General features: G+C 42.4%; 23 protein-coding genes and 1 pseudogene. 19 read left to right on the top strand and 5 right to left on the bottom strand.

Going from position 1 to position 23,580, the window contains the following annotated elements; genetic code table 11:
* The first annotated feature begins 95 nt into the window (after positions 1 to 95).
* The 7 genes from ACED29_RS12125 to murA are packed head-to-tail and all read left to right on the top strand — an operon-like array spanning position 96 to position 4,742.
* A complete protein-coding gene (locus tag ACED29_RS12125) occupies positions 96 to 920 on the top strand; it encodes an ATP-binding cassette domain-containing protein (protein ID WP_124015070.1) in 825 nt (274 codons plus the stop codon).
* The gene (gene mlaE / locus ACED29_RS12130; protein ID WP_124015069.1) at positions 907 to 1,692 is read left to right on the top strand and encodes a lipid asymmetry maintenance ABC transporter permease subunit MlaE; all 786 of its coding nucleotides are present in this window, start codon (positions 907 to 909) and stop codon (positions 1,690 to 1,692) included. The genes ACED29_RS12125 and mlaE overlap by 14 nt, the downstream gene beginning before the upstream one ends.
* A gap of 41 nt (positions 1,693 to 1,733) precedes the next feature.
* The gene (gene mlaD, locus ACED29_RS12135) at positions 1,734 to 2,207 is read left to right on the top strand and encodes an outer membrane lipid asymmetry maintenance protein MlaD (protein ID WP_124015068.1); all 474 of its coding nucleotides are present in this window, start codon (positions 1,734 to 1,736) and stop codon (positions 2,205 to 2,207) included.
* 34 nt (positions 2,208 to 2,241) lie between these two features.
* Positions 2,242 to 2,886 (top strand): phospholipid-binding protein MlaC, encoded by a 645-nt coding sequence (locus ACED29_RS12140; protein ID WP_124015360.1) that lies wholly within the window; start codon positions 2,242 to 2,244, stop codon positions 2,884 to 2,886.
* The gene (locus ACED29_RS12145; RefSeq protein WP_182722364.1) at positions 2,883 to 3,182 is read left to right on the top strand and encodes a lipid asymmetry maintenance protein MlaB; all 300 of its coding nucleotides are present in this window, start codon (positions 2,883 to 2,885) and stop codon (positions 3,180 to 3,182) included. The genes ACED29_RS12140 and ACED29_RS12145 overlap by 4 nt, the downstream gene beginning before the upstream one ends.
* Positions 3,183 to 3,209: 27 nt before the next feature.
* Positions 3,210 to 3,461, top strand: a complete 252-nt coding sequence (locus ACED29_RS12150) for a BolA family protein (protein WP_124015066.1) — start codon at positions 3,210 to 3,212, stop codon at positions 3,459 to 3,461.
* A gap of 15 nt (positions 3,462 to 3,476) precedes the next feature.
* Positions 3,477 to 4,742 carry a UDP-N-acetylglucosamine 1-carboxyvinyltransferase gene (gene murA / locus ACED29_RS12155; protein ID WP_371697760.1) on the top strand — a complete coding sequence of 422 codons (1,266 nt, stop codon included), beginning with the start codon at positions 3,477 to 3,479 and terminating at the stop codon, positions 4,740 to 4,742.
* Positions 4,743 to 4,832: 90 nt separating this feature from the next.
* Here the strand turns inward: murA and degS are convergent, their stop codons facing one another.
* A complete protein-coding gene (gene degS, locus ACED29_RS12160) occupies positions 4,833 to 5,912 on the bottom strand; it encodes an outer membrane-stress sensor serine endopeptidase DegS (protein WP_124015064.1) in 1,080 nt (359 codons plus the stop codon).
* A 176-nt stretch (positions 5,913 to 6,088) separates the two neighbouring features.
* Complete coding sequence (degQ, locus tag ACED29_RS12165) at positions 6,089 to 7,438, bottom strand: Do family serine endopeptidase DegQ (protein WP_124015063.1); 1,350 nt, start codon at positions 7,436 to 7,438, stop codon at positions 6,089 to 6,091.
* Between the two features lie 343 nt (positions 7,439 to 7,781).
* Between degQ and zapE the strand changes: the two genes are divergently transcribed.
* From zapE to rlmB, 8 genes are all read left to right on the top strand, one after another.
* A complete protein-coding gene (zapE, locus tag ACED29_RS12170) occupies positions 7,782 to 8,894 on the top strand; it encodes a cell division protein ZapE (protein WP_182696720.1) in 1,113 nt (370 codons plus the stop codon).
* A 262-nt stretch (positions 8,895 to 9,156) separates the two neighbouring features.
* A complete protein-coding gene (gene rplM / locus ACED29_RS12175) occupies positions 9,157 to 9,585 on the top strand; it encodes a 50S ribosomal protein L13 (RefSeq protein WP_011638797.1) in 429 nt (142 codons plus the stop codon).
* A gap of 17 nt (positions 9,586 to 9,602) precedes the next feature.
* Complete coding sequence (gene rpsI / locus ACED29_RS12180; protein WP_124015061.1) at positions 9,603 to 9,995, top strand: 30S ribosomal protein S9; 393 nt, start codon at positions 9,603 to 9,605, stop codon at positions 9,993 to 9,995.
* 539 nt (positions 9,996 to 10,534) lie between these two features.
* Complete coding sequence (locus tag ACED29_RS12185) at positions 10,535 to 10,723, top strand: DUF2065 domain-containing protein (RefSeq protein ID WP_124015060.1); 189 nt, start codon at positions 10,535 to 10,537, stop codon at positions 10,721 to 10,723.
* A gap of 69 nt (positions 10,724 to 10,792) precedes the next feature.
* Positions 10,793 to 12,088: an adenylosuccinate synthase gene (locus tag ACED29_RS12190; RefSeq protein WP_124015059.1), complete on the top strand. Its 1,296-nt coding sequence runs from the start codon at positions 10,793 to 10,795 to the stop codon at positions 12,086 to 12,088.
* Between the two features lie 122 nt (positions 12,089 to 12,210).
* Positions 12,211 to 12,828, top strand: a complete 618-nt coding sequence (locus ACED29_RS12195; RefSeq protein ID WP_165870045.1) for an SEL1-like repeat protein — start codon at positions 12,211 to 12,213, stop codon at positions 12,826 to 12,828.
* Between the two features lie 37 nt (positions 12,829 to 12,865).
* Positions 12,866 to 15,349, top strand: coding sequence for a ribonuclease R (gene rnr, locus ACED29_RS12200; RefSeq protein WP_182722361.1), 2,484 nt, complete (start codon positions 12,866 to 12,868; stop codon positions 15,347 to 15,349).
* 4 nt (positions 15,350 to 15,353) lie between these two features.
* Complete coding sequence (gene rlmB, locus ACED29_RS12205) at positions 15,354 to 16,094, top strand: 23S rRNA (guanosine(2251)-2'-O)-methyltransferase RlmB (RefSeq protein ID WP_124015056.1); 741 nt, start codon at positions 15,354 to 15,356, stop codon at positions 16,092 to 16,094.
* Between the two features lie 133 nt (positions 16,095 to 16,227).
* Here the strand turns inward: rlmB and ACED29_RS12210 are convergent, their stop codons facing one another.
* On the bottom strand, positions 16,228 to 17,649 hold the full coding sequence (locus ACED29_RS12210; protein WP_182696718.1) for an MFS transporter: 1,422 nt from the start codon (positions 17,647 to 17,649) through the stop codon (positions 16,228 to 16,230).
* An 81-nt stretch (positions 17,650 to 17,730) separates the two neighbouring features.
* On the bottom strand, positions 17,731 to 18,483 hold the full coding sequence (locus tag ACED29_RS12215; protein WP_124015054.1) for a YdiY family protein: 753 nt from the start codon (positions 18,481 to 18,483) through the stop codon (positions 17,731 to 17,733).
* A gap of 216 nt (positions 18,484 to 18,699) precedes the next feature.
* Between ACED29_RS12215 and rpsF the strand changes: the two genes are divergently transcribed.
* The 4 genes from rpsF to rplI are packed head-to-tail and all read left to right on the top strand — an operon-like array spanning position 18,700 to position 20,135.
* A complete protein-coding gene (rpsF, locus tag ACED29_RS12220; protein ID WP_124015053.1) occupies positions 18,700 to 19,092 on the top strand; it encodes a 30S ribosomal protein S6 in 393 nt (130 codons plus the stop codon).
* A gap of 5 nt (positions 19,093 to 19,097) precedes the next feature.
* On the top strand, positions 19,098 to 19,400 hold the full coding sequence (priB, locus tag ACED29_RS12225) for a primosomal replication protein N (RefSeq protein WP_124732151.1): 303 nt from the start codon (positions 19,098 to 19,100) through the stop codon (positions 19,398 to 19,400).
* A 12-nt stretch (positions 19,401 to 19,412) separates the two neighbouring features.
* Positions 19,413 to 19,640, top strand: a complete 228-nt coding sequence (gene rpsR, locus ACED29_RS12230; RefSeq protein WP_101085203.1) for a 30S ribosomal protein S18 — start codon at positions 19,413 to 19,415, stop codon at positions 19,638 to 19,640.
* A 42-nt stretch (positions 19,641 to 19,682) separates the two neighbouring features.
* Positions 19,683 to 20,135 carry a 50S ribosomal protein L9 gene (rplI, locus tag ACED29_RS12235; protein ID WP_182722358.1) on the top strand — a complete coding sequence of 151 codons (453 nt, stop codon included), beginning with the start codon at positions 19,683 to 19,685 and terminating at the stop codon, positions 20,133 to 20,135.
* A gap of 1,177 nt (positions 20,136 to 21,312) precedes the next feature.
* Here rplI and ACED29_RS12240 read toward each other — a convergent pair.
* Positions 21,313 to 23,502 (bottom strand): annotated as a pseudogene (locus tag ACED29_RS12240) (S46 family peptidase); the annotation flags it as partial.
* Positions 23,503 to 23,580: the final 78 nt, after the last annotated feature.

The following is a 23,580-nucleotide window of genomic DNA, read 5'->3' on the forward strand; positions in this document are numbered from 1 at the left end:
GTGCTTATATGGATATAGTTGTCGCTTAATCGACAATTACAGTACAATTTGCGCTTAAACTTAATGCAAGGAAGGCTGTTATCTCCTCAACGCCAATGTCTGATATGAGTAAATCGAATAATAAACCTTTGGTCGAAGTTAACCATTTGGCCTTTAGTCATGGTTCGCGCGTTATCTATGAAGATATTTCTTTGTCGATCCCCAAAGGTAAAGTAACAGCAATCATGGGGCCTAGTGGTATTGGTAAAACGACCCTATTAAAATTAATTGGTGGGCAGCTAATTCCCGATAGCGGGCAAGTATTGTTCGATGGCCATGATATACATCAGCTTAAGCGTAAGGATCTTTTTCAACTGCGAAAGCGCATGAGCATGCTATTTCAAAGTGGTGCATTATTTACCGATCTTAACGTATTCGATAATGTGGCCTTTGCCTTGAGAGAACATTCTGGACTTCCAGAAGATGTTATCCGTTCAATTGTATTGATGAAGCTGCAAGCTGTCGGTCTTCGCGGCGCAGCATATATGATGCCAAACGAGTTATCTGGTGGCATGCAGCGAAGGGCCGCATTAGCTCGGGCGATTGCGCTTGAACCTGAAATGGTGATGTATGATGAGCCATTTGCAGGACAAGACCCCATTTCCATGGGCATGTTAGTTAAACTTATTCGTGAGTTGTCGGACTCATTAAAACTCACTTCGGTGGTTGTGTCTCACGATGTTGATGAAGTATTGGGTATAGCAGATTATGTTTATGTGATTGCAGACAAAAAAGTCATTGCTCATGGTACACCAGAGCAATTACGTCAATCTGATAATCCACAATTAGTTCAGTTTATTCAAGGCGCGCCAGATGGCCCAGTGCCATTTCATTATCCTGCAGAGGATTATCAAGAGGAGCTACTTCGTGGGCGCAACTGATTATATTGCCGATATCGGCAAATATGCACTGCAAATAGTGTTGGGCTATGGCCGAGCGGGCATTATGTTATGGCGCGCGATTGTACGTGTGCCTAATTTTAAAAAAGGTATGCCACTTCTGGTTAGACAAGTTTATGTGCTTGGTGTCCGTTCCATGGTGATCATTTTAGTGTCTGGCTTGTTCATTGGCATGGTATTAGCGCTACAGGGGTACAATATTCTTGTTGGGTTTGGTACTGAAGAAAGTTTAGGGCCTATGGTGGCACTAAGCTTATTACGTGAACTCGGGCCAGTGGTGGCCGCGTTATTATTTGCTGGCCGAGCAGGTTCTGCTTTAACGGCTGAAATTGGCTTAATGAAATCGACTGAGCAGTTGTCGAGTCTAGAAATGATGGCGATAGATCCGTTAAGACAAATCATTGCACCGCGTTTTTGGGCAGGCGTCATCAGCATGCCATTGCTAGCGTTAATGTTTAGTTTAGTCGGTATTTTTGGTGGTCATTTAGTCGGTGTAGAATGGAAAGGCATTGATAGTGGTGCATTTTGGTCTATTCTTCAAGCATCGGTTGAATGGCGACAAGACATAGTTAATTGTTTGATTAAAAGTACTATTTTTGGTGTGGTGGTGACATGGATTGCCTTGTACAGAGGTTATGAAGTCCAACCTAATCCAGAAGGTATCAGCCGTGCGACAACTTCAACTGTTGTGCAGGCAAGCTTAGCTGTTCTAGCGCTGGACTTTTTGCTTACGGCAATCATGTTTGGAAATTAAGATTTTTTCATTGTTTAGATTAATTTAAGTGGTTTAATAGTATGTTGACACGGAAAATAGAGTTATTAGTAGGCGTGTTTTTATTGTCAGGTTTGTTGGCTTTTTGCATCTTAGTATTCAATGTTGCTAATGTTCAAGTCAAATCTAATGACCAGACTTATAACTTGGTCGCTGAATTTAATAATATTGGCGGCTTAAAAGTACGTTCGCCAGTAAAAGTGGGTGGTGTGGTGGTTGGTCGTGTAACCAATATTACTCTCGATACCCATAAGTTGGTGCCAATAGTGACATTAACAATGGATAAGCGCTTTGATCAATTTCCGGAAACAAGCAGCTTAGCTATTTTGACTTCAGGACTCCTTGGCGAGCAATTTATTGGTTTAACGCCTGGGTTTATGGACGATGATATTTCGATGCTTGCCGATGGCGATAAAGTACATGACACACGTGGTGCATTGATTTTAGAAGATTTAATTGGTCAGCTTTTATATAGCATGTCATCTAAAGATAAATAGGATCCCAATTATGAAAACATTTTTTAATCATGTTATGGCGCTATGCCTAATAGGCAGTGCGGTTATCAGCCAAGGTGCAATGGCTGCTAATGATGAGGTCAATACCCGTGATCCTTATGAGATGATCAAGCAAGTCGCCAATATGACTTTTGATCGCTTTAAAGCAGATAAAGCCTTAATTAATGATGATTTAAGTCATTTAAAAGTTATTGTTCGTGAAGAGCTTATGCCTTACGTCGATTATAAATATGCTGCTTATAAAGTGATGGGGCAGTATTTAAGTGATACGACCGTCGATCAACGTAATCGTTTTGTCGATGCCTTTGAAGGCTATTTAGTGGCAACCTATGCACAAGCATTAACCGAATATACTGATCAAAAAGTGGCTTTTGACCCGCCGAGTGATTTCAGCAATGAAAAAATAGTTGAAGTGAATGTTCAAATCCTTGAGCAAGGTCGTCCACCGATTAAAATTCAATTTAAAGCGCGTCGTTTAAAAGACGATACGTGGAAAGCGTTCGATTTAGTGGCAGAAGGTGTGAGTTTATTGGCTTCTAAACAGTCTGAAATCTCTAATTTAATCCGCCAGCAAGGTATTGAAGCGGTGATTACCATGCTGAATGATAAAACCCAACAGACTATTGATCGCCAACCAGCAAAAGAAGCTGCAGCTGCGTGATTACCTTTAATCAACAAGATCAACGTTGCATCGTCAGCGGTCGCTTAACCCAAGATGAAGTAAAACAATTGTGGCCAAAACGCCATGAATTGTTTACTGCATCAACTCAAGTGGTAGACTTATCAGCATTAGAATACGTCGACAGTGCGGGTGTTGCACTGTTATTAGCGTTAATCAAACTACATGCGACAAGTAGCCCAGAAACAAGTGTGATACATCAGTTGGTTAATCCAAGTGAACAGCTCAAAAAAATGATTGAGCTTTATGATTTAGATGCTTTTTTCAGCCAAAAATAGAAACGAATAGTAAAGGTAATTGATTCCATGGAATGCAATGTTATAGAACAAATTTTAACCGAGGCGTTGTCGCTCACTGAAGCGCACGTTACCTCGGATGGCAGTCACTACAAAGTCGTCGCCGTAGGTGAGTGTTTTGATGGTATGAGCCGGGTAAAACAACAGCAAGCAATTTACAGTCCTTTAGCTGAGCAGATTGCCAGTGGTGAATTGCATGCGTTAACAATTAAAACTTTTACGCCGACTCAGTGGAAGCGTGAAAAACTTTTCAATATGTAACAACAGAGATTCACAGTGGATAAATTAACTATTAAAGCCAGCCAGCCTTTAGCTGGTGAAGTCGTGATCTCTGGTGCAAAAAATGCGGCACTCCCCATTTTAATGGCTGGCGTATTAGCCGAAACAGATTTTATTGTCTCAAATGTTCCCAACTTACGCGACGTGATCACCAGTTGTGAATTATTACGTTGTTTAGGTGCCGAAGTTGAAGACCTCGGCGGTAGCCGCATTCGTATTTCTACCTCTAACTTAAATGAATATTGCGCACCTTATGACTTAGTCAAAACAATGCGTGCATCGATTCTTATTTTAGGCCCGCTGCTTGCCCGTTATGGTACTGCAGATGTTTCTTTACCTGGCGGTTGTGCCATTGGTGCTCGTCCGGTGAACCTGCATTTACATGGCTTAGAGTTAATGGGTGCCAAAATTGAAGTCAAGGAAGGCTACATTAAAGCGCGTGTTGATGGCCGTTTAAAAGGCGCTCATATCTTTATGGATATGGTCAGTGTCGGCGCAACAGAAAACTTGCTGATGGCTGCAGCATTAGCTGATGGCACGACAGTCATTGAAAATGCGGCCCGTGAACCTGAAGTGACTGACTTAGCTCATTGCTTAATTGCCATGGGAGCAAAAATCACTGGTGTTGGTTCTGCCACGTTAACGATTGAAGGTGTGGAACGTCTATCGGGTTGTGAATACCGCGTCATGCCAGATCGTATCGAAACCGGTTCATTCTTGGTTGCCGCAGCCGTCACTCGCGGTAAGATTCGTTGTGTATCAGCCGATCCTAAAACCTTAGAAGCGGTATTATCTAAGCTTGAAGATGCCGGTGCTGAGATCACAACTGGCGAAGATTGGATTGAGCTTGATATGAAAGGCCAACGTCCAAAGTCTGTTAATATTAAAACCGCACCTTATCCTGCGTTTCCAACCGATATGCAAGCGCAATTTTGTGTGTTGAATGCACTTGCTCAAGGCACAGGTCGTGTTACTGAGACTATCTTTGAGAATCGCTTCATGCACGTTCCTGAATTAAGCCGCATGGGCGCAGACATAGAGCAAGAAGGTAATACTTGTATCATCCATGGTACTGAGCGTTTAAACGGTGCCCAAGTGATGGCGACAGATTTACGCGCCTCTGCCAGCTTAGTGATTGCAGGCTTAATGGCTGATGGCTTAACTACAGTCGATCGTATATATCACCTTGACCGTGGTTACGAGCATATTGAAGCCAAGTTTCAAGGTTTAGGTGCTGAAGTTGTTCGCGTGAAGAACTCTTAGGTTTATCTCGCTCTCAGCAGAAAATACGTTATAAAAAAGCCATTCAAATGAATGGCTTTTTTATAACGTTGATTTAATTAGTAATAGGTATTACTCAGGCGCTGTGGCTTTTTCTGCAATAATGACTGGCAGTATTTGACGCTTACCCTCACGTATAATGGTCATGTTGACTTTAGTTCCTGGGGGGGTCTCTGCAATTCTGTCCATCAACATTTCAACTCCCGGGACATCTTCATCATTATATTGGGTAATGACATCTCTTGGCGTTAAGCGCGCACGAGCCGCTGGTCCGTCAGGATCGATCCCCGTCACTAACACACCTTTTAAATCGGGTAGGTTGAGTATCTGTGCCATTACCGGATTAAGTGGTTCACCTGAAATACCTAGAGCACCACGGATAACTCGGCCATGTTTAATCAACTTATCCATAATGCTGTGGGCTAACTTAATGGGGATAGCGAAACTAATCCCATTACCGCCACTATCATTACCCACTTGGAATGCCGCGGTATTGATACCGATTAATTCACCGCCGGTATCGATTAATGCTCCGCCTGAGTTACCAGCATTAATGGCTGCGTCTGTTTGTAAAAAGTCGAGGTAACCTGAACTTAAGCCATTACGTCCTGTTGCACTAATAATACCCTGAGTAATTGTTTGGCCAATATTGTATGGATTACCAATGGCTAGCACCACATCGCCTACTTGGGCTAGTTTATCGAGATTAATCGGTACTATAGGTAAATTATCGCCTTCAATTTTAAGTACTGCTAAATCTGTCTCTTGATCAGAACCAACTACTTCAGCAGTAAATTTACGCCCATCTTGTAGCGCAATAACAATCTCATCGGCTTTTTTTATCACATGATAATTTGTGAGCACATAGCCTTCTTTACTCATTATCACGCCAGAGCCAAGGCCTTGAAGTGAGCTTGAATTGAGCGGATTACGTTGATCAATGCTAAGGCTATAAATATTGGCTACTGCAGGTGCGGCTCGACGAACGGCTTTAGCGAAAGATAATTCTGAGCCACTATTGCTGACATTTGTGAGGCTATTGTTGAATGAGGAATTTTGCATTAACGCTGTTATGGCTAAAAAAACAGCAGCCATAATTAGACCAAATACCACAGCTTTAGTTATATAGATGCAAGTGTCTTTTAGGTTCATGGCTTGAATAATTGTTAAAAAAAATGGCTGTTATATTAACATAGCTCAAATAAATAAGCACCGACCAAAAGTTGGCCGATGCTTCATTCTTGAACGGGTATCACAGACTATAACCTGATGATTCTTATAGCTGTGATGAGGCAAATTAAGTACCAACTATGTTAGCGTCAACTGCATTAGCGTAAAACAAGATAGAGTAAGTTATTGTCACGTAATATCTTCAGTGCCACAGAGTTTTTATTGTCTTTTAGCATTTCTTTTAATGCTTTAAGGCTGGTCACTTTACTGCGATTAAGCCCCACAATTAAGTCACCTTTGACTAAGCCACTCATTGCTGCAGGTGAACCTTGAGCAATATCAGTGATCTCAATACCTTTTTTACTGTCCTCAAGTGTCGCGCCTTGTAACATAGGATGTACGCTACCGGCTTCAGCCTCAACTTTGTCTGCTTCACCTAGTGTCGCTTTAATCTTCTTCGTATCGCCATCACGAATAATTCCGAATTCAACCTCGGCACCAGCACCCATAGTGGCTACTTTTGCGCGTAATTCCTGGAAGGTTTTAATACTCCGCCCATTGAGGCTGACAATAATATCACCCGCTTTTAATCCTGCTTTATCAGCAGCACTTTTTGGCATCACTTCATTAACGAAACCGCCGTGCTGGGTATCTAAACCAAACGCTTTGGCAAGTTCATTATCAAGATCGCGTCCTGATACCCCTAATACGCCGCGTCGTACTTCACCGTGTTCAATAATCTGTTCAACAAGGTTGTTAACCATATTGGCTGGGATAGCGAAACCAATACCAACGTTACCGCCATTTGGGGCGACAATCGCAGTATTAATACCGATGAGTTCACCTTTTAAGTTAACTAATGCACCGCCAGAGTTACCACTATTTATCGCGGCATCAGTTTGGATAAAGTTTTCTAGCATTTCAATGCCTAAACCACTGCGGCCGAGTGCGCTGACTATTCCTGACGTTACAGTTTGTCCAAGCCCAAATGGGTTACCGATGGCAACTGCAAAATCACCAACGCGGATGTCGTCAGAATCAGTTTGCTTAATCGCGACTAAGTTTTTCGCTTCAATTTGCAGCAGGGCAATATCAGACTCTTTATCTGCGCCAATGAGTTTAGCCGTGACTTCGCGACCATCATGTAAACCGACTTTAATATCGTCTGCACCGTTAATAACGTGGTTATTAGTAATGATATAGCCTTTATCAGCATCAATAATGACCCCTGAACCTAACCCTCTAAAAGGACGTTCTTGAACTTGTTCTTGTGGAGCGTTTGGACCAAAGAAGTAGCGAAATACATCAGGGACGCGTTGTTTTGATACTTGAGTACCAGATACTGCTACTGATACCACCGCAGGTGTAGTGCGTTCTAGCATTGGCGCTAAACTAGGAATAGCTTGGCCGTCAACCGCTTGTGGAATGGCTGCGAGCGATAGTGTTGGTGCTATGGCTAACGATGCCGTTAATAACGCAGCAGAAAGTAAACTTAATTTGGTTTTCATCTATGGATAGCTCCTGTATGCATTCAAGCTTTATGACATTAAAATATGTGGTTTGATGACATAAAATATGTGGCTTGAGGGCATTATTTTAAAGTTAAATATCGTTAATCATTTATATTAGTGCTGTTGCGAGCCCGTTTTGAAATGGTGAGCTAATCAGTTCGTTTGCAATAACAAGTAAGTAAAAAATAAGTCAGTTGACGATAATCAATCAGAGTAGTGCTCATCTGGTTAGTTGCATTTTTATTAACAAAGGTTAATTTGATCCTTTGAAGCCATTACTCGTATTTGTTGTTTAATGTTATTATTCGCAGCAATTATTTGATGTAAGAGAGTCGTAATCGTGTCGCAGTTAACCCCTTGGCAGCATTATCAGCAAGACCTTACCCGAGAAGATTTTTCACATGATGCCGCACAAGAAAAAGCGGTAAAATCATTACAACGCGTTTACGATGAATTAATGGTCGCGGCTAAACCGATATCTGGTATTAATAAATTGTTTGCTGCCGTTGGGGTTAAATCAACACCTGCAGCGGTAAAAGGCTTGTATTTATGGGGCGGCGTTGGTCGCGGTAAAACCTATTTAATGGATACTTTTTTTGACTCATTGCCTATTGAGCAAAAATTACGAGCTCATTTTCATCGGTTTATGCATCAAATCCATCATGACTTAGGCGAGTTAAAAGGTGTACAAGATCCGCTATTGTCTATAGCCAAGAAGATGGCGTCGCAATATAAAATTATTTGTTTTGATGAGTTTTTTGTCTCTGATATTACCGATGCCATGTTATTGGGGACTCTATTTCAAGCATTGTTCAAAGAAGGGGTAGCACTCGTGGCTACCTCAAACATCATTCCTGATGAATTATATAAAAACGGTTTACAGCGAGCGCGTTTTTTACCTGCGATTGCGTTGATTAATCAACAATGTGAAATTCTCAATGTCGATTCAGGTATCGATTACCGTCTTCGCACCTTAGAGCAGGCTGAGATTTATCATCATCCACTCGATGAACAAGCAGACATCAATTTGTTGCATTACTTTGATCAACTCGCGACCGAATCAGAAAGACTTACTGCACCGATAGAAATTGATGGCCGTGCCATTCGCATTCGTCAACAGTCACAAGGTGTTCTGTTAATTAATTTTCGTGATCTCTGCGATGGCCCTCGTTCACAGCGAGATTACATGGAAATGGCATGCCTTTATCATACTGTGTTGCTGAGTGGATTAGAGCAAATGGGTTCACAGCAAACTGGTGATGATATTGCCAGACGCTTTTTAGCCATGGTTGATGAGTTTTACGAGCGAAATGTGAAATTGATTATTTCTGCGCAAGTGGAATTAGAGCAGATTTATACCGATGGCCAGTTAACGTTTGAGTTCAGACGTTGTCGCTCAAGACTGATTGAAATGCAATCGAGAGAGTATCTGGCGCTGGAACATTTACCATAGGCTAGCAGTGAGATTTTTAAAAAAGCAGGCGGTTAATTATTCAGCCGAAATAGAGCAGTTTATTTAAAATATTATCAGAAATCAGGTGATCTTTGCTGTGGCTTTGCGTATAATCTGCGACCTGCCCGCGTTAATCCGCCAATTTGGGCGGAAGTTGTAAGCCAATATTCATGTTCGAAGGGGCAAGAATCGGTAATTTTGTGTTGATTGCAACCTGCAGTCGGCATGTGAGACAGAAAATTAACTTTGGGTTTTTGTAATAATGAAGACTTTTACTGCTACACCAGAAACTGTAACTCGTGACTGGTTTGTTGTTGACGCTGAAGGCAAAACTTTAGGCCGTATCGCAACTGAAATCGCAACTCGCTTACGTGGCAAGCATAAGCCAGAATACACTCCACACGTTGACACCGGTGATTACATCATCGTTATCAATGCTGAAAAAGTGACTGTAACTGGTAATAAAGCAGCCGGTAAGATCTACTACTCTCATTCAGGCTTCATTGGTGGCATTAAGCAAATCAGCTTTGAGAAGCTTCAAGCTCATAAGCCTGAAATGATCATCGAGAAAGCAGTTAAGGGTATGTTACCAAAAGGTCCTTTGGGCCGTGCCATGTTCCGTAAACTTAAAGTTTATGCTGGCACAGAACATAACCACGCTGCACAACAACCACAAGTTCTTGATATCTAAACGGGAGGAGTAAGCAAATGTCTGCAACTCAGTACTACGGCACTGGCCGTCGCAAAACATCTACAGCTCGCGTTTTCGCTAAAGCAGGTAGTGGCAATATCGTTGTAAACCAACGTCCTTTGGATGTTTATTTTGGTCGTGAAACTGCTCGTATGGTTGTTCGTCAACCATTAGAATTAGTTGAAATGACTGATAAATTAGACATCTATGTAACAGTTAAGGGCGGTGGTACTACTGGTCAAGCTGGTGCAATTCGTCACGGTATTACCCGTGCACTATTGCAACTAGACGAAGCTTTACGTCCTACTCTACGTACCGCTGGTTTTGTTACCCGTGATGCTCGTAAAGTTGAACGTAAGAAAGTTGGTCTACGTAAAGCACGTCGTAAGCCACAGTTCTCTAAGCGTTAATTCGTTTTTTGGATTCAAAAAACCCAGCTTATGCTGGGTTTTTTATTGCCTAAATTTTATCACTTTACACTGCAGCAATTTTATTCATCAGCAGCTATCAAGCGCTCTTTTGTCCTGCGAGTTCAGCTCTTAATACACTGGATATTAACCGAGTCTGGAATAAGTCACTTCTCCTTACCCGTAAAACAAGTCGCAAGTTTGATATGACATAGGCCGAAAGTGGTTATTTTACCTTACTTAGTTTCATCTCTTATACCAGCGCTTATTTCCCGTTCAGGTTAACTTTTTTGGCATTAGGTATTAGGCATGAGGTTTACAAGCTTGTGACTTATAAGGTCGAAATGCATTGAATAAAGATGTACTACTAATAGTGCTCACTAGATTGAACGTTTTGATTTAAGACAGCAGGGGACTTGGCGTATTAAGGTAATGTATTTATAAGGCAGATTAAACGCAGTTGCCAATCGTGTTTAACGTCTTCTTAGGCTAATCAAGCAGATATTGAATATAATAAGGCTCAATAAAAGAGAGACTAAAACATGAATATACCGTTATTAATGAGTGCATTTGGGTTAGTTTTAATCCTTGAAGGGCTAGGTCCATTACTTTTTCCTAACAAGTGGCAAAAATATTTATTAGAGCTTTCGACACAAAAGCAAAATGTTCTCAGACGCTTAGGTGGCTGCTTAGTAACAACAGGAGCCGTTTTATTGATCATTTTTCAATAAAATACTTGCCTATAACCCCCTAAAACCTGTTAAAATTCTATTTTATACCACAAGACGTTGCAGCTAATAATGGGCAAAAATGTAGTCGTACTCGGCACTCAATGGGGTGACGAAGGCAAAGGTAAGATTGTCGACCTTTTAACAGAACAGGCAAAATACGTAGTTCGTTACCAAGGCGGCCATAATGCTGGTCACACTTTGGTAATTGATGGTGAAAAAACCGTTCTTCATCTTATTCCGTCTGGGATTTTACGTGATAACGTAAAATGCATTATCGGTAATGGTGTGGTTGTTGCTCCTGATGCGTTGATGAAAGAAATCAACATGCTCAAAGGACGTGGCGTACCTGTAGAAGAGCGTTTATTAATTTCTGAAGCATGTCCGCTTATCCTTCCGTTCCATTGTGCATTGGATATTGCTCGCGAGAAAGCGCGCGGTAATCAAGCCATTGGTACAACTGGACGTGGTATTGGTCCTGCATATGAAGACAAAGTTTCTCGTCGCGGTTTACGCATCGGTGATTTGTTTAATGCAGAACTTTTCGCAACTAAGTTAAAAGAAGTGATGAAATATCATAACTTCATGCTAACTGAGTATTACAAAGTTGAAGCTGTTGATTATCAGCAAACACTTGATGATGCATTAGCGATTGCTGATTATCTGAAAAGTATGTGTACTGATGTCAGCGAAATGCTTGATGCTGCGCGTAAAGCGGGTGAGCCGATTCTATTTGAAGGCGCTCAAGGCACATTATTGGATATCGACCACGGTACTTATCCATTCGTGACGTCATCAAACACAACAGCTGGCGGTGTAGCGACAGGTTCAGGTTTTGGTCCTCGTCATTTAGACTATGTTTTAGGCATCATGAAAGCTTACACGACTCGCGTCGGTGCTGGTCCATTCCCAACAGAATTAGCCAACGAAATTGGCGATTATATTGGTGAGAAAGGCCAAGAGTTTGGTGCAACGACTGGTCGTAAACGTCGTCCAGGTTGGTTGGATGCAGTGGCCATGCGCCGTGCTGTTCAAATCAATAGCGTTAGTGGTTTTTGTTTAACTAAATTAGACGTTTTAGACGGTCTAAAAGAAGTTAAAATCTGTGTTGGCTATCAATATCCTGATGGAACTGTTTCTAAGGTAACTCCTTTGGCTGCAGAAGGTTATGATTTAGTTACGCCAATATACGAAACTATGCCTGGTTGGAGTGAAAACACTTTTGGTGCTACATCAATCGAGCAGTTGCCTACCGCGGCAATGAACTATATCAAACGTCTTGAAGAGTTATTAGAGACGCCTATTGATATTATCTCTACTGGGCCGGACAGAAATGAAACCATGATTTTGGTTAGTCCGTTCAAGTAAACTAAAGAGGCCGCGATAAGCGGCCTTTTTAATGAGCCTAATTAACGCTTGTAACAGTTTCTACTCAAGAAATACGCTATACTGCCGATGGATAAACCATGAAAGTGTCAGCGAGAATCCTTATGTTGCGTATCTGTTTATTGTTATTGAGTGTCGTTTCCATCAATGTATTTGCGGTGACAGAAGCCGTCGATATCTATAGCGATCAACAATTGATTTCGCTCATCCGCTCAAATCAATATTTACAACGCGTCAAAGCAGACGACTGTCAGTTGGTTCAAGATATTGAAGCCCGTGCTGAAGTATTACAGCAACCCATGTATCAGTTTTTATGGGGTGAAATGCTTAATAACGGTGTGTGTGTTAAGGCTCATCCTTCACGCGGTATGGCATTGCTGCAAACTTCTGCCGAGCAAGGCAGTGCTGAAGCGATGGTAAAATTGGCAGATTATTATTATCGCGGTAAACTAGTGGTTAAAGATCCCAATCGTGCAGTGCAATATGTGTTGCCTGCGGCAGCTAATGGGGATTTAACCGCAAGAATGACATTAGTTCGTTTGTTTGGTGAAGGCTATGGAAGTCCTGCCGATTATGAACTTGGCTATCATTGGTTATATAACAGTATATTTGATGACGATGCTCAACAGAAAAAAGCTTCGTCTTTATTACAGATGCTCGCTGCAAAAATGCCTGCCAGTATAGTGGCCAGGGCACAGCAGCCACAGCTGTACACACGTTAAAGGCTCCACAATATGGAGCGAATTATTTGGAAATTGAATGATCAACGATCCTCATTTTGAGAGAGAACAAGACAAGTACGACAATCCTATTCCTAGCCGTGAGTATATTTTAGAATACTTGCGTGCCCAAAAGTCTCCTGTTACCCGCGATAAAATAGCTGAAGCATTATCCATTACCGATGAAGTGCCATTAGAAGCACTTCGTCGTCGTTTACGTGCGATGGAACGTGATGGCCAGTTAGTCTTTACTCGCGGGCAAAGCTATGGCTTACCTGAGCGTATGGATTTATTGTCTGGTACCGTTTTAGGCCACCGCGATGGATTTGGCTTCTTTAAGCCTGATGAAGGCGGTGATGACTTATTTATCAGTAATCGCGATATGCTGATGTATTTCCATGGCGATAAAGTGCTAGCACAAAAAGCGGGTACTGATCGTCGTGGTCGTCGTGAAGCTCGAATTGTGCGCTTAGTTCATGAGCGAACGGCTGCCTTAGTTGGCCGTTACCACGTCGACGCCGGTATGGGCTTTGTGATTGCAGATGACAGACGCATCACCCAAGAAATATTAATCGCCAGTGAAGATACCCTAGGCGCCCGCGCCGGTGATGTGGTGGTGGTTGAGTTAACCCGTCGCCCTGGTCGTTTTGTTAAAGCGGCAGCGAAAGTGACCGAAGTCTTAGGTAAGACCATGGCACCGGGTATGGAAATTGAAATTGCCTTACGTAATTATGATTTACCCCACACTTGGTCAGCGATTATTGAGAAAAAACTCAAACGTATTCCTGACGAAGTCACCGAAGAAGATAAATTAGGTCGGGTGGATTTACGCCATTTACCCTTGGTCACTATTGATGGCGAAGATGCCCGTGATTTTGATGATGCGGTATATGCTGAAGCAAAACCAAGTGGCGGCTGGCGTTTATGGGTGGCGATTGCTGATGTGAGTCATTATGTACGTACTGATTCAGCATTAGATACTGAAGCGCGCGCACGTGGTAATTCGGTGTATTTCCCGTCGCAAGTTATTCCTATGCTGCCTGAGAAAATATCTAATGGCTTGTGTTCATTAAAGCCAAAAGTCGACCGTTTATGTATGGTTGCTGAGATGACAATTTCTGCAGCGGGTAAGTTATCGGGCACCAAGTTTTATCCAGCAGTAATGCATTCTCATGCTCGTTTTACCTATACCCAAGTTGCTGACATGCTAGAAGGTGGCCCAATAGCCCCTGAGCATGAAGCGCTATTCCCACATTTATTATGTTTGCAGTCGTTATATCTCACTTTAGATGAGCGTCGTGCTGAACGTGGTGCTATTGCATTTGAAACCTTAGAAACGCAGTTCATCTTTAATGAGCAGCGTAAAATTGACAAAATCGTCCCACGAGGCCGCAACCAAGCGCATAAAATCATTGAAGAATGTATGATTTTAGCCAACGTGGCTTCGGCAAAGTTTGTCAAAAAACACAAAGGTGAGGTGCTGTATCGTGTGCATGAAGCGCCGTCAGAACAAAAACTGGCTAACTTTAAAGAGTTTCTTGCTGAGCGCGGCTTAAGCATGGATGGTGGCTTAGAGCCAACCCCGACTGACTATCAAAATCTGATGTTAAAAATTGCTGACCGTCCTGACTTTGAGTTAATTCAGGTGATGTTATTGCGCTCAATGCGCCAAGCAGTTTACAGCCCAGATAACGAAGGTCATTTTGGTTTAGCATTAGAAGCGTATTCGCATTTCACTTCGCCAATTCGTCGTTACCCTGATTTGATTTTACATCGAGTGATTAAGTATTTACTCGCAAAAGAGCAGGGCGATGTCACCGACAAGTGGACTCAAGATGGCGGTTATCTTTATCAGCTTGAAGAGTTAGATCTATTAGGTGAAGAATGTTCAACCACCGAGCGCCGCGCAGATGAAGCCACTCGCGATGTCAGTGATTGGTTAAAATGTGAATACATGCAAGATCACGTCGGTGATACCTTTGATGCCGTCATTGCTTCAGTCACTAGCTTTGGTCTGTTTGTTAGATTAAACGAATTATTTATTGATGGCTTAGTACACATATCAAGCCTTGCCAGCGACTACTACCAATTCGATCCAATGCGTCAACGACTGGTTGGTGAAAACACTCGCCAAGTGTATCAAGTGGGTGATGCTGTTACTGTTAAGGTTGCTGCGGTTAATCTTGATGATCGTCAAATTGACTTGTTGATGGTGGGTGACAATAGTAAAGGCGCAGGCAAATCGGCACGTAAAGGCAGCAAGCCTTCAACGGCTCGTGAACGAGTGAATGTTGAAGGGGCTAAAGCCGCACGTAAAGGTAAGTCGACAGATAAACCTAAGTCAGACAAATCTAAGTCGGATAAGCCTAAGGCCAGTAAACGTCGCTCAAGCAATAAAGCGTCATCGCCTGCGAGCAAGCCAGTGGCGGCAAAGAAGTCCACCGCGGCAGAGCAAAAAGCTGATACCACAAAACCGAATTCTAGCGTTAAGAAAACCCCTGCCAAGCGCAGCAAGAGAAAGTAATTAAATGAAAAAACAAGATACCATTTTTGGCATTCATGCCGTTGAAGCATTATTAAATCATAGCCCTGAACGTGTGATTGAACTTTGGCTGTTACAAGGCCGTGATGACGAACGCTTAACGCCATTGATTAATATCGCATCAACTTTTGGTACTACATTGCAACGTGCTGCACGTAAAGTGTTAGACGACAAAGCGGGTAGCTCACAACACCAAGGTATTGTCGCGCGTGTAAAAGCGGTAAAACCTTTGACAGAAACTGATTTAGACGCATTACTTGATAAAACAGAAGTGCCTTTTTTACTCATTTTAGACGGTGTAACCGACCCACATAATCTTGGTGCTTGCTTACGTAATGCCGACGCCGCTGGGGTACATGCGGTTATTGTACCTAAAGATAATTCAGTTGGATTAACCTCAACCGTCAGCAAAGTGGCTTGTGGCGCAGCAGAAACGGTACCGTTATTCCAAGTGACCAATCTTGCTCGTACCATGCGTCATCTTCAAGACAAAGGTGTTTGGATTGTCGGCACAGCAGGCGAAGCAGATGGTAATGTATACCAAGCGGACCTTAAAGGGCCTCTAGCGATTGCTATGGGGGCTGAAGATAAAGGTTTGCGTCGTTTGTCACGCGAAGGCTGTGATTCATTGGTTTCGATCCCAATGGCTGGCAGTGTGTCGAGCCTTAACGTGTCTGTTGCCACTGGGGTGTGCTTATTTGAAGCCGTCAGGCAGCGTTTAGGTTAATTATTGCCTGCAGTAGAACGAAATAAAAAAACGGCGATATTTATCGCCGTTTTTTATTATCTCGAGTTTAGCTTGTGTTAGGTTATTGATGGGTGTCAGTCTTTAGCTTTTACAATCAAAGCCAGAATAAACACTAGCGTCTGCCAATTTCGTTATCGACATCTTCGTCATCTAACTCTTCAGGTATCAAGGTTTCTTCGCTCACACTGGCATAAGAGGTATTATATTCAGCTTGCTCATCAGCATCATCAAACTCATCATTGGTTGATTCCGGTTGGGCATCGAATGCATCTTCAGCGGGATTGATCATTTGTTCGTTGACCATTTCAATGTCAACACGTGGATCAAATGATGCTGCTAATGGCGAGCTGACTAAGTCGCCCCCTGCCATCATGTAATCTCCAGTACTTGTTTGCTCAGCTTTTTGACGCACATTAATCCACAGAAGCCTTGCCAATAAGGTGAATGAGCACATCGCCATAAATCCATATAGCATTTGATCACCTAATGCTTGCATTAAGCCAGAAGCGACTAAAGGACCAATACTTGCGCCAATACCAAAGGTGACTAAGATTGTGGCAGATAGCCCTACCCGCTCATGTTGTTCAACGCGCGAATTGGCTAATGCAGTTGCTAATGGATACAAGGTAAACGCTAAAATACCAAATAAGCTGGTTAATATTAACGAAGACACTGCGTGGAATGGGATTATCGTAATGATCAACACTATGACGCCTAATAAAGCGCAGTTAATTCGAATTAATAAGCTACGAGAGATGACATCGGATAATTTACCCATTGGCCATTGGGCTAGCAATCCTGCAAAAATGGTACACGACATATAGAGCGCAACGTGCTCAGGATCAATACCTTTAGCCGTGGCATAAGAGGGAGCCAAACCATAAAAACAGCCGACTATCATGCTTCCTAAGGCTATGGTTGTCAGAGCTTGGGGCGCTCTTTTCCAATAGAGTCCCATTTGTAATGGCGCAGGTGTTAACGGTTCGGGGTGAATTCTGCGCGTGATCGAAATCGGTACGATACATAAGGCAAAACAGATGGCAATCAACAACAGTGGCTCTAAGCCTAAATCGGGATATAAACTAATGGCTCCTTGCCCAGCCATTAGCGCTAAGTAAGATACGATCATGTAGCTCGCAAAAACAGTACCACGTTGGTTGTTTTCTGCCTGCTCGTTGAGCCAGCTTTCTAACACCATATATTGGCACATCATTCCCATACCTACTGCGAGGCGCAATACTAGCCAAATGGCTAAATTATCGATGAGGGCATGACCCAATGCAGAGGCAGTCACTATGCCCGCACAGGCAACAAAAGCACGAATATGACCAACTTGTGCAATCAGTTTATGGCCAACTTTAGAGCCGCAGACTAGGCCAATATAGTAAGCTGACATCATGCCACCAATCCATATTTGTGGCACCTGCATTGTGGTAAGACTTAGGCCTAAGTATGTGGTCAGTAGACCTGCAGCAAGCACCATCAAAAAGGTGGTGCTATATAATGAGGCAAAACTGCGTAGCGGGCTGTCCATAACTTGGCCTTTATTTTTTCAGTAAGGCCTCGTTTGCCTCATTGATTAATGGTCTTGTTTCGCTTCATTTAAGGTCAATAATTATTGAAACGTATACAACAAGTTGAATGTGGTGATGGTGTCAGTATTTTTACTGTCATCAGGAACCACTTCAGTGTACTTGATGTTCATACCTATTTTAAATGCCCAATCTTGAATAAAGGTGTTTTTATAACTCATATCAAGGGTTAAGGTATTATTAGTCTGACCTGTTTCAGCTGTCACATCAGCATTAAAGCTAGTGTACTCTTGCAGTTTAACTGTGTATTTGGCCGCTGAACGTAAAATAATATCGCGGTTTGCATCAGGATCGGGTTCTGCAACACTGCCTTGTGGTTGGTCATAACGATAACCCGGACCAGCTTCAAGGCTCAGTTTTGTTCTATTGTTCTTAATTAAATCAAAACCATAACCTGTTGAAATAGTAGATATTCGAGTGTACGAACCAAATTGATCCCAAGTAAATTCACCACGACCAAATATATAACCGCGCTCTAGCTTGTAGTTAGACTGTAAGTATAATTCGTAACGCTCAGCAGTAGACTCATTACCATCAGCAGCATAATAGGCCTTTAATGTTGCTTCTTGCTTAGTGTTCTTCGAATCATAAGTTAAATAAGTTCGACCGTTGAAGTTTTTAGTTTCGTTGTTACCGCTATTTAATTGCAAGCCTGCTTCTACCTCAGCATTAAAACTGCTGGGTGGTTCCTGATAATCAGGTGGAACTAAGGCCCATGCCGGAGCAGACAATAAAAAGAGGCAGCATGTTGTTACTATGTTTTTCATGGTCATCATTAAAGTGTTTTATTCTTGATGGCGTAAACGCGGTATTTCGGACTGCGGCCATCATACCTGTAATCAAGATTGCTGAAAAGAGTGAGTTAGTGCTTGAGTTTATCGTACACTTTATGTATCATCGCGCGCTCAAATCAGTCACTTTAATTCGTTCCTTGCCTCCACATTGGTCTGACTGAGCCAGAAAAGAGGCTACTTAACCGTAAGGAGCAATAAATGCGTCATTATGAAATCGTATTTATGGTTCACCCAGATCAAAGTGAACAAGTCCCAGGTATGATTGAGCGTTACACCGGTGTTATCACCGCTGCTAATGGTACAATCCACCGTTTAGAAGATTGGGGCCGTCGTCAATTGGCTTACCCGATCCAAGACCTACATAAAGCTCACTATGTTCTTTTGAACGTAGAAGCATCTGCAGAGTCTATCGAAGAACTAGAAACAGCTTTCCGTTTCAACGACGCTGTTCTGCGTAACATGGTAATGCGCACTAAAGTGGCCGTTACTGAAGCTTCTCCTATGGCAAAAGCAAGAGACGAACGTGATTCACGTCGTTCACCTTCTGATGACCGTAATGCAGAAGAAAGCGCTGAAGAAAACGCTGAATAATTTTTTTGAATAATCACTTAGTGTTGTCTGGCACGATAACTCGTACAAGACGATTAGATAGCCCAAGCGGGATTGCCCATGTGGTGATAACGGTAGAGCATAAATCACAGCGGCAAGAAGTAGAAATGTTGAGAAACGTCTACTGTTTGATCCAAGTGATATTAAGTGGTCCGCGCTTTAATAGCGTAGCAAATAAATTACAAGCAGGTGTGCAAGTTGATGTTGAAGGGTTTCTTTCACTACAACAAGGGCGAAATGGACAAAACCGTTTAGTCTTGCATGCTGAAAATGTCGAATTGAAAACTTAGGAGACTGTCAAAATGGCACGTTATTTCCGTCGTCGCAAGTTCTGCCGCTTCACCGCTGAAGGTGTTGTGGAGATTGATTATAAAGATATCGTTACTTTAAAGAACTACATCACTGAAAGCGGCAAGATTGTTCCTAGCCGTATCACTGGTACCAGTGCTAGATATCAACGCCAACTAGCTCGCGCTATCAAGCGTGCTCGTTATCTTTCTCTACTGCCATATACTGATTTACATCAGTAATATTGCAGTATTAATTCCTAATAGAATATAGAGGATTTGATAATGAATGTTATTTTGCTAGATAAAGTTGCAAACTTAGGTAGCCTAGGCGACCAAGTTTCTGTTAAAGCTGGTTATGCTCGTAACTTCCTTTTACCTTATGGTAAAGCAGTTGTAGCAAACGCAGCAAACACTGAAGTATTTGAAACTCGTCGTGCTGAATTAGAAGCTAAAGTAGCTGCTGAATTAGCTGCTGCGACAGTTCGTGCTGAAAAATTAACTGCATTAGAAGCTGTTGTTATTGCTTCTAAAGCAGGTGATGAAGGTAAATTATTCGGCTCAATTGGCAACCGTGATATCGCTGATGCAGTTACTGCAGCTGGCGTAGCACTTGCTAAATCTGAAGTTCGTTTACCTTTAGGTGCTTTACGCACTACTGGTAGCTTCGAAGTTGAAGTTCAAGTACACACTGAAGTTAAAGCTGTTGTTAAGATTTCTATCGTTGCAGAAGCTTAATTACGTTTTAGCTCCATAAAAAACACCGCCTCCGGGCGGTGTTTTTTTATGTGTATCATTTAATACTCATCCACTTCCAACAACACTTCCATGCACTATCTGGTTATATCGCGGTCGTTTAAATGTGTTATCTAATGAATGTTAACCAAGTAAACATTGCTATAAGGTTCACTTGGTTATGGTTTATTTAAGCTCAATCCACCACAGTCGGTTTCTTTTCTGGTATGTCAGTGACGGCTTCAGTTACTGATCCAGTTGCGAGTTCAGCTTCTGCTTGTACTTCATTAGTTGCTTCGTTGATGACTTCAGCTTCTACTTCACTTGCTGCTGGAGATTTATTGGCGGCTTTATTTACGACCCCAGCAGCGGCTTCAGTTGTCACTTGGTTAGGTAACTCAGCTTTATCTTCAATATCTACTGTAGGGACCAATTTAGGTACTGATTCACTCGAGAGTTCAGATTCTGCTTGTGCTTCATTAGTTGCTTCGTTGATGACTTCAGCTTCTACTTCACTTGCTGCTTGAGGTTTATTGGCGGCTTTATTTGCGACCCCAGCAGCGGCTGCAGTTGTCGCTTGGTTAGGTAACTCAGCTTTATCTTCAATATCTACTGTAGGGACCAATTTAGGTACTGATTCACTCGAGAGTTCAGATTCAATCGCGAGTTCTGTTACAGCCTCTGCTTCATTAGTTGCTTCATTAGTTGCTTCGTTGAAGGCTTCAGTTGCTGCTTGAGGTTCATTGGCGGCTTCATTTACGACCCCAGCAGCGGCTTCAGTTGTCGCTTGGTTAGATAACTCAAGCTGATCTTCAGTATCTTCTGTAGAGACTAATTTAGGTGTTGATTCACTCGCGAGTTCAGATTCAATCGCGACTTCAGTTGTCGCTTGGTTGGATAATTCAACTCTATCTTCAGTATCTACATCTTCAGTAACAGCATCTCCAATATCTTCTGTAGGGACTAATTCAGGTGCTGATTCATCACTGAGATCAGTTGTTGCTTGTGCTTCTGTCGCGGCTTCAATTGCTTGGTCAGAGAACTCAGCTTTATCTTCAGTATCTGCTGTGGTGGTTAATTCAGGTACTGACTCAGTTACTGTGTCATTCTCTAAATTGGTATTCGCTTCGATAGTGGCCTCAGTTGCTGTATCTGCTGGTATCTCGGTTTCTCCTGCAGTATTAGTCACTAAGGTTAATTCTTTTATCAAGTTATCAGCGTGATCGACTTTATCCATCATCCACAAAATATAACGAATATCGACATGCACGGCGCGAGTGATCGTGGGGTTAAAGAACCAGTCTTTAGTGATCGCTTCATAAGTTGAGTCGAAGTTAAGCCCAACTAATTCACCTTTACCATTAAATACCGGTGAGCCAGAGTTGCCGCCAGTGGTGTCGGCGCTGGATAAAAAATTAACCGGTACAGAGTTAAAATCAGCAGGCTTATCTAAACAAGACATAAACTGACAACTGCTTTGCTGTTTATAGACTGAAGTGACGCGATGTTTGCCTAAGTCGTCAGCTTTAATTGCATCTAACAACTTAGTCGGGGCATTGTAGGGAGCTTCACCGGTGTTTTTAGCTAGAATGCCTGCTAAACGAGTAAATGGCTGCTTGTATAACGCATCTTTAGATTGGTAACCATCAACCATGCCATAAGTTATGCGTAGGGTACGGTTAGCATCAGGATATACAGGCCAGTTATTTGATTTGTAATAGTCAATAATCGCCTTCATGTATTCCGGACGAACAGATGAAAGCTTACCGTAAAGTAATTTTTCGCTCTTTTCCATGGCCATATTGGTATCGTAAATAGCCACAGCTAATCGAATAAATGGGTCTCCGCTAACTTCAAACTCCTCTGCTGTTTTACTCATCCATGCAAGGCGTTTAGCCTGATCAGTGAGCTCAGTGAGTGCATATAAGCCTTCAACCTTTGACTCTAGCTCTTCAAAATCATCTGAAATGCTTAAGGCATTATCAAACACTTCGTTTTTAAGTGGTTGGCTGATATAGGCTTGTAAGTCTTGTAACCACAAGATTTTATCAACCACCGGATCAAAGCTACTATCGATACGTTTAAGTGCCGCTTTAAACATTTTCATATCACGAAGCTGAAACCCAGATTCACGTTGATCATTGGGTTTCTTTCTTTCTTGAGCTAAACGGTAAAGCTTGCTCGCGGCTTGGAGCATTTCGCTAGATTGGGCATTTTTAAAGAAATAAGTGGTTTGCATTTGTTGATGTTGTTCGGCGAGTAACGCTTCAAGGTTATTGATTAACTCTTGGTTAGCGCCAGGATCTTTTTTAAGCCAAGCGAGAAAGTCATTTTCACGTTGCTGCTTAATGCCGACAATATCGGTGGCGCTGAAACCATCCAATAAGCCATTGAGTTTCTTCATCCGGTTAGCCATAGAGGCGATTGTGCCGGCATATTTAAGCGCGATATCGTTATCGACATCACCCATTAAAGTGATCGTGTCAATTTGTAATTGGTAGCGTTTTGCGTAAGTTGGGTATATCCAATCACTGGCAAATTGTAGTTCACTGGTTAAATTGTAACGGCTGGTAGAACCTGGAAAACCGGCAACAAAGATACCATCGCCAGCTTTTACTCCATCGGCATTAATTTTTAGATAGCTTTTAGGCCGGTATGGCACGTTATTTTTATTAAACGTTGCTGGCTTACCGTCTTTACCCACATAGGCGCGTAAAAAAGTAAAATCGCCAGAATGACGAGGGTATTCATAGTTGTCGATGTCGCCGCCAAATCCGCCAACACTCTTGGGGGGTGCATACACCAAACGCACGTCTCGAATAATTAACTGTTTTGTCAGATAATATTCTAACCCATGATGAAAGCTGTTAACCGAACATCGATAGTTGTCATCTGCTTCACAGAGTTTAATTAAGGCTTTACTGTTAGTTTCTATGCCTTCAAAGCGAGCCATAGGTTCAGTGCTTAAGTTAGCCATTACTTCATCGGTCACATTGGTGACTGCTTGGGTAATGTATAAGCGTTCATTTGGCCCTGCGGAAGGTTCCTCTGCTTGGGTGTTTGCTAAAAAGCCATTTGCGAGGTAATTATGTTCTTTTTTACTGTTATATTGTATGCCGCGATAAGCACAATGATGGTTTGTGACAACTAGGCCTTGGGGGGATACAAAACTGGCGGTACAATAGCCCAAACTGACGACTGCATTCATTGGGTACTGCCCTAAGTCGGCCAGTTGTGATGCGGGAATATCAATACCACGTTGCTGAAGTTTGTCTGCAATGGATGGCATTTGATATGGCTGCCATTGGCCTTCATCGGCCAAAGCTAGGCCAGATGTCAGCACCAGTGCTGCAACGAGTATGATACGCATGTTATTTTTCCTTAAATGATTATTTGCGTTTGACGAAGTTGTTATTTGAATTCGTAATGACAGCGAAATAAGCTACAC

Origin of the sequence: Shewanella sp. 5S214, from assembly GCF_041439795.1 — a bacterium.
Lineage (GTDB): Bacteria > Pseudomonadota > Gammaproteobacteria > Enterobacterales > Shewanellaceae > Shewanella > Shewanella vesiculosa.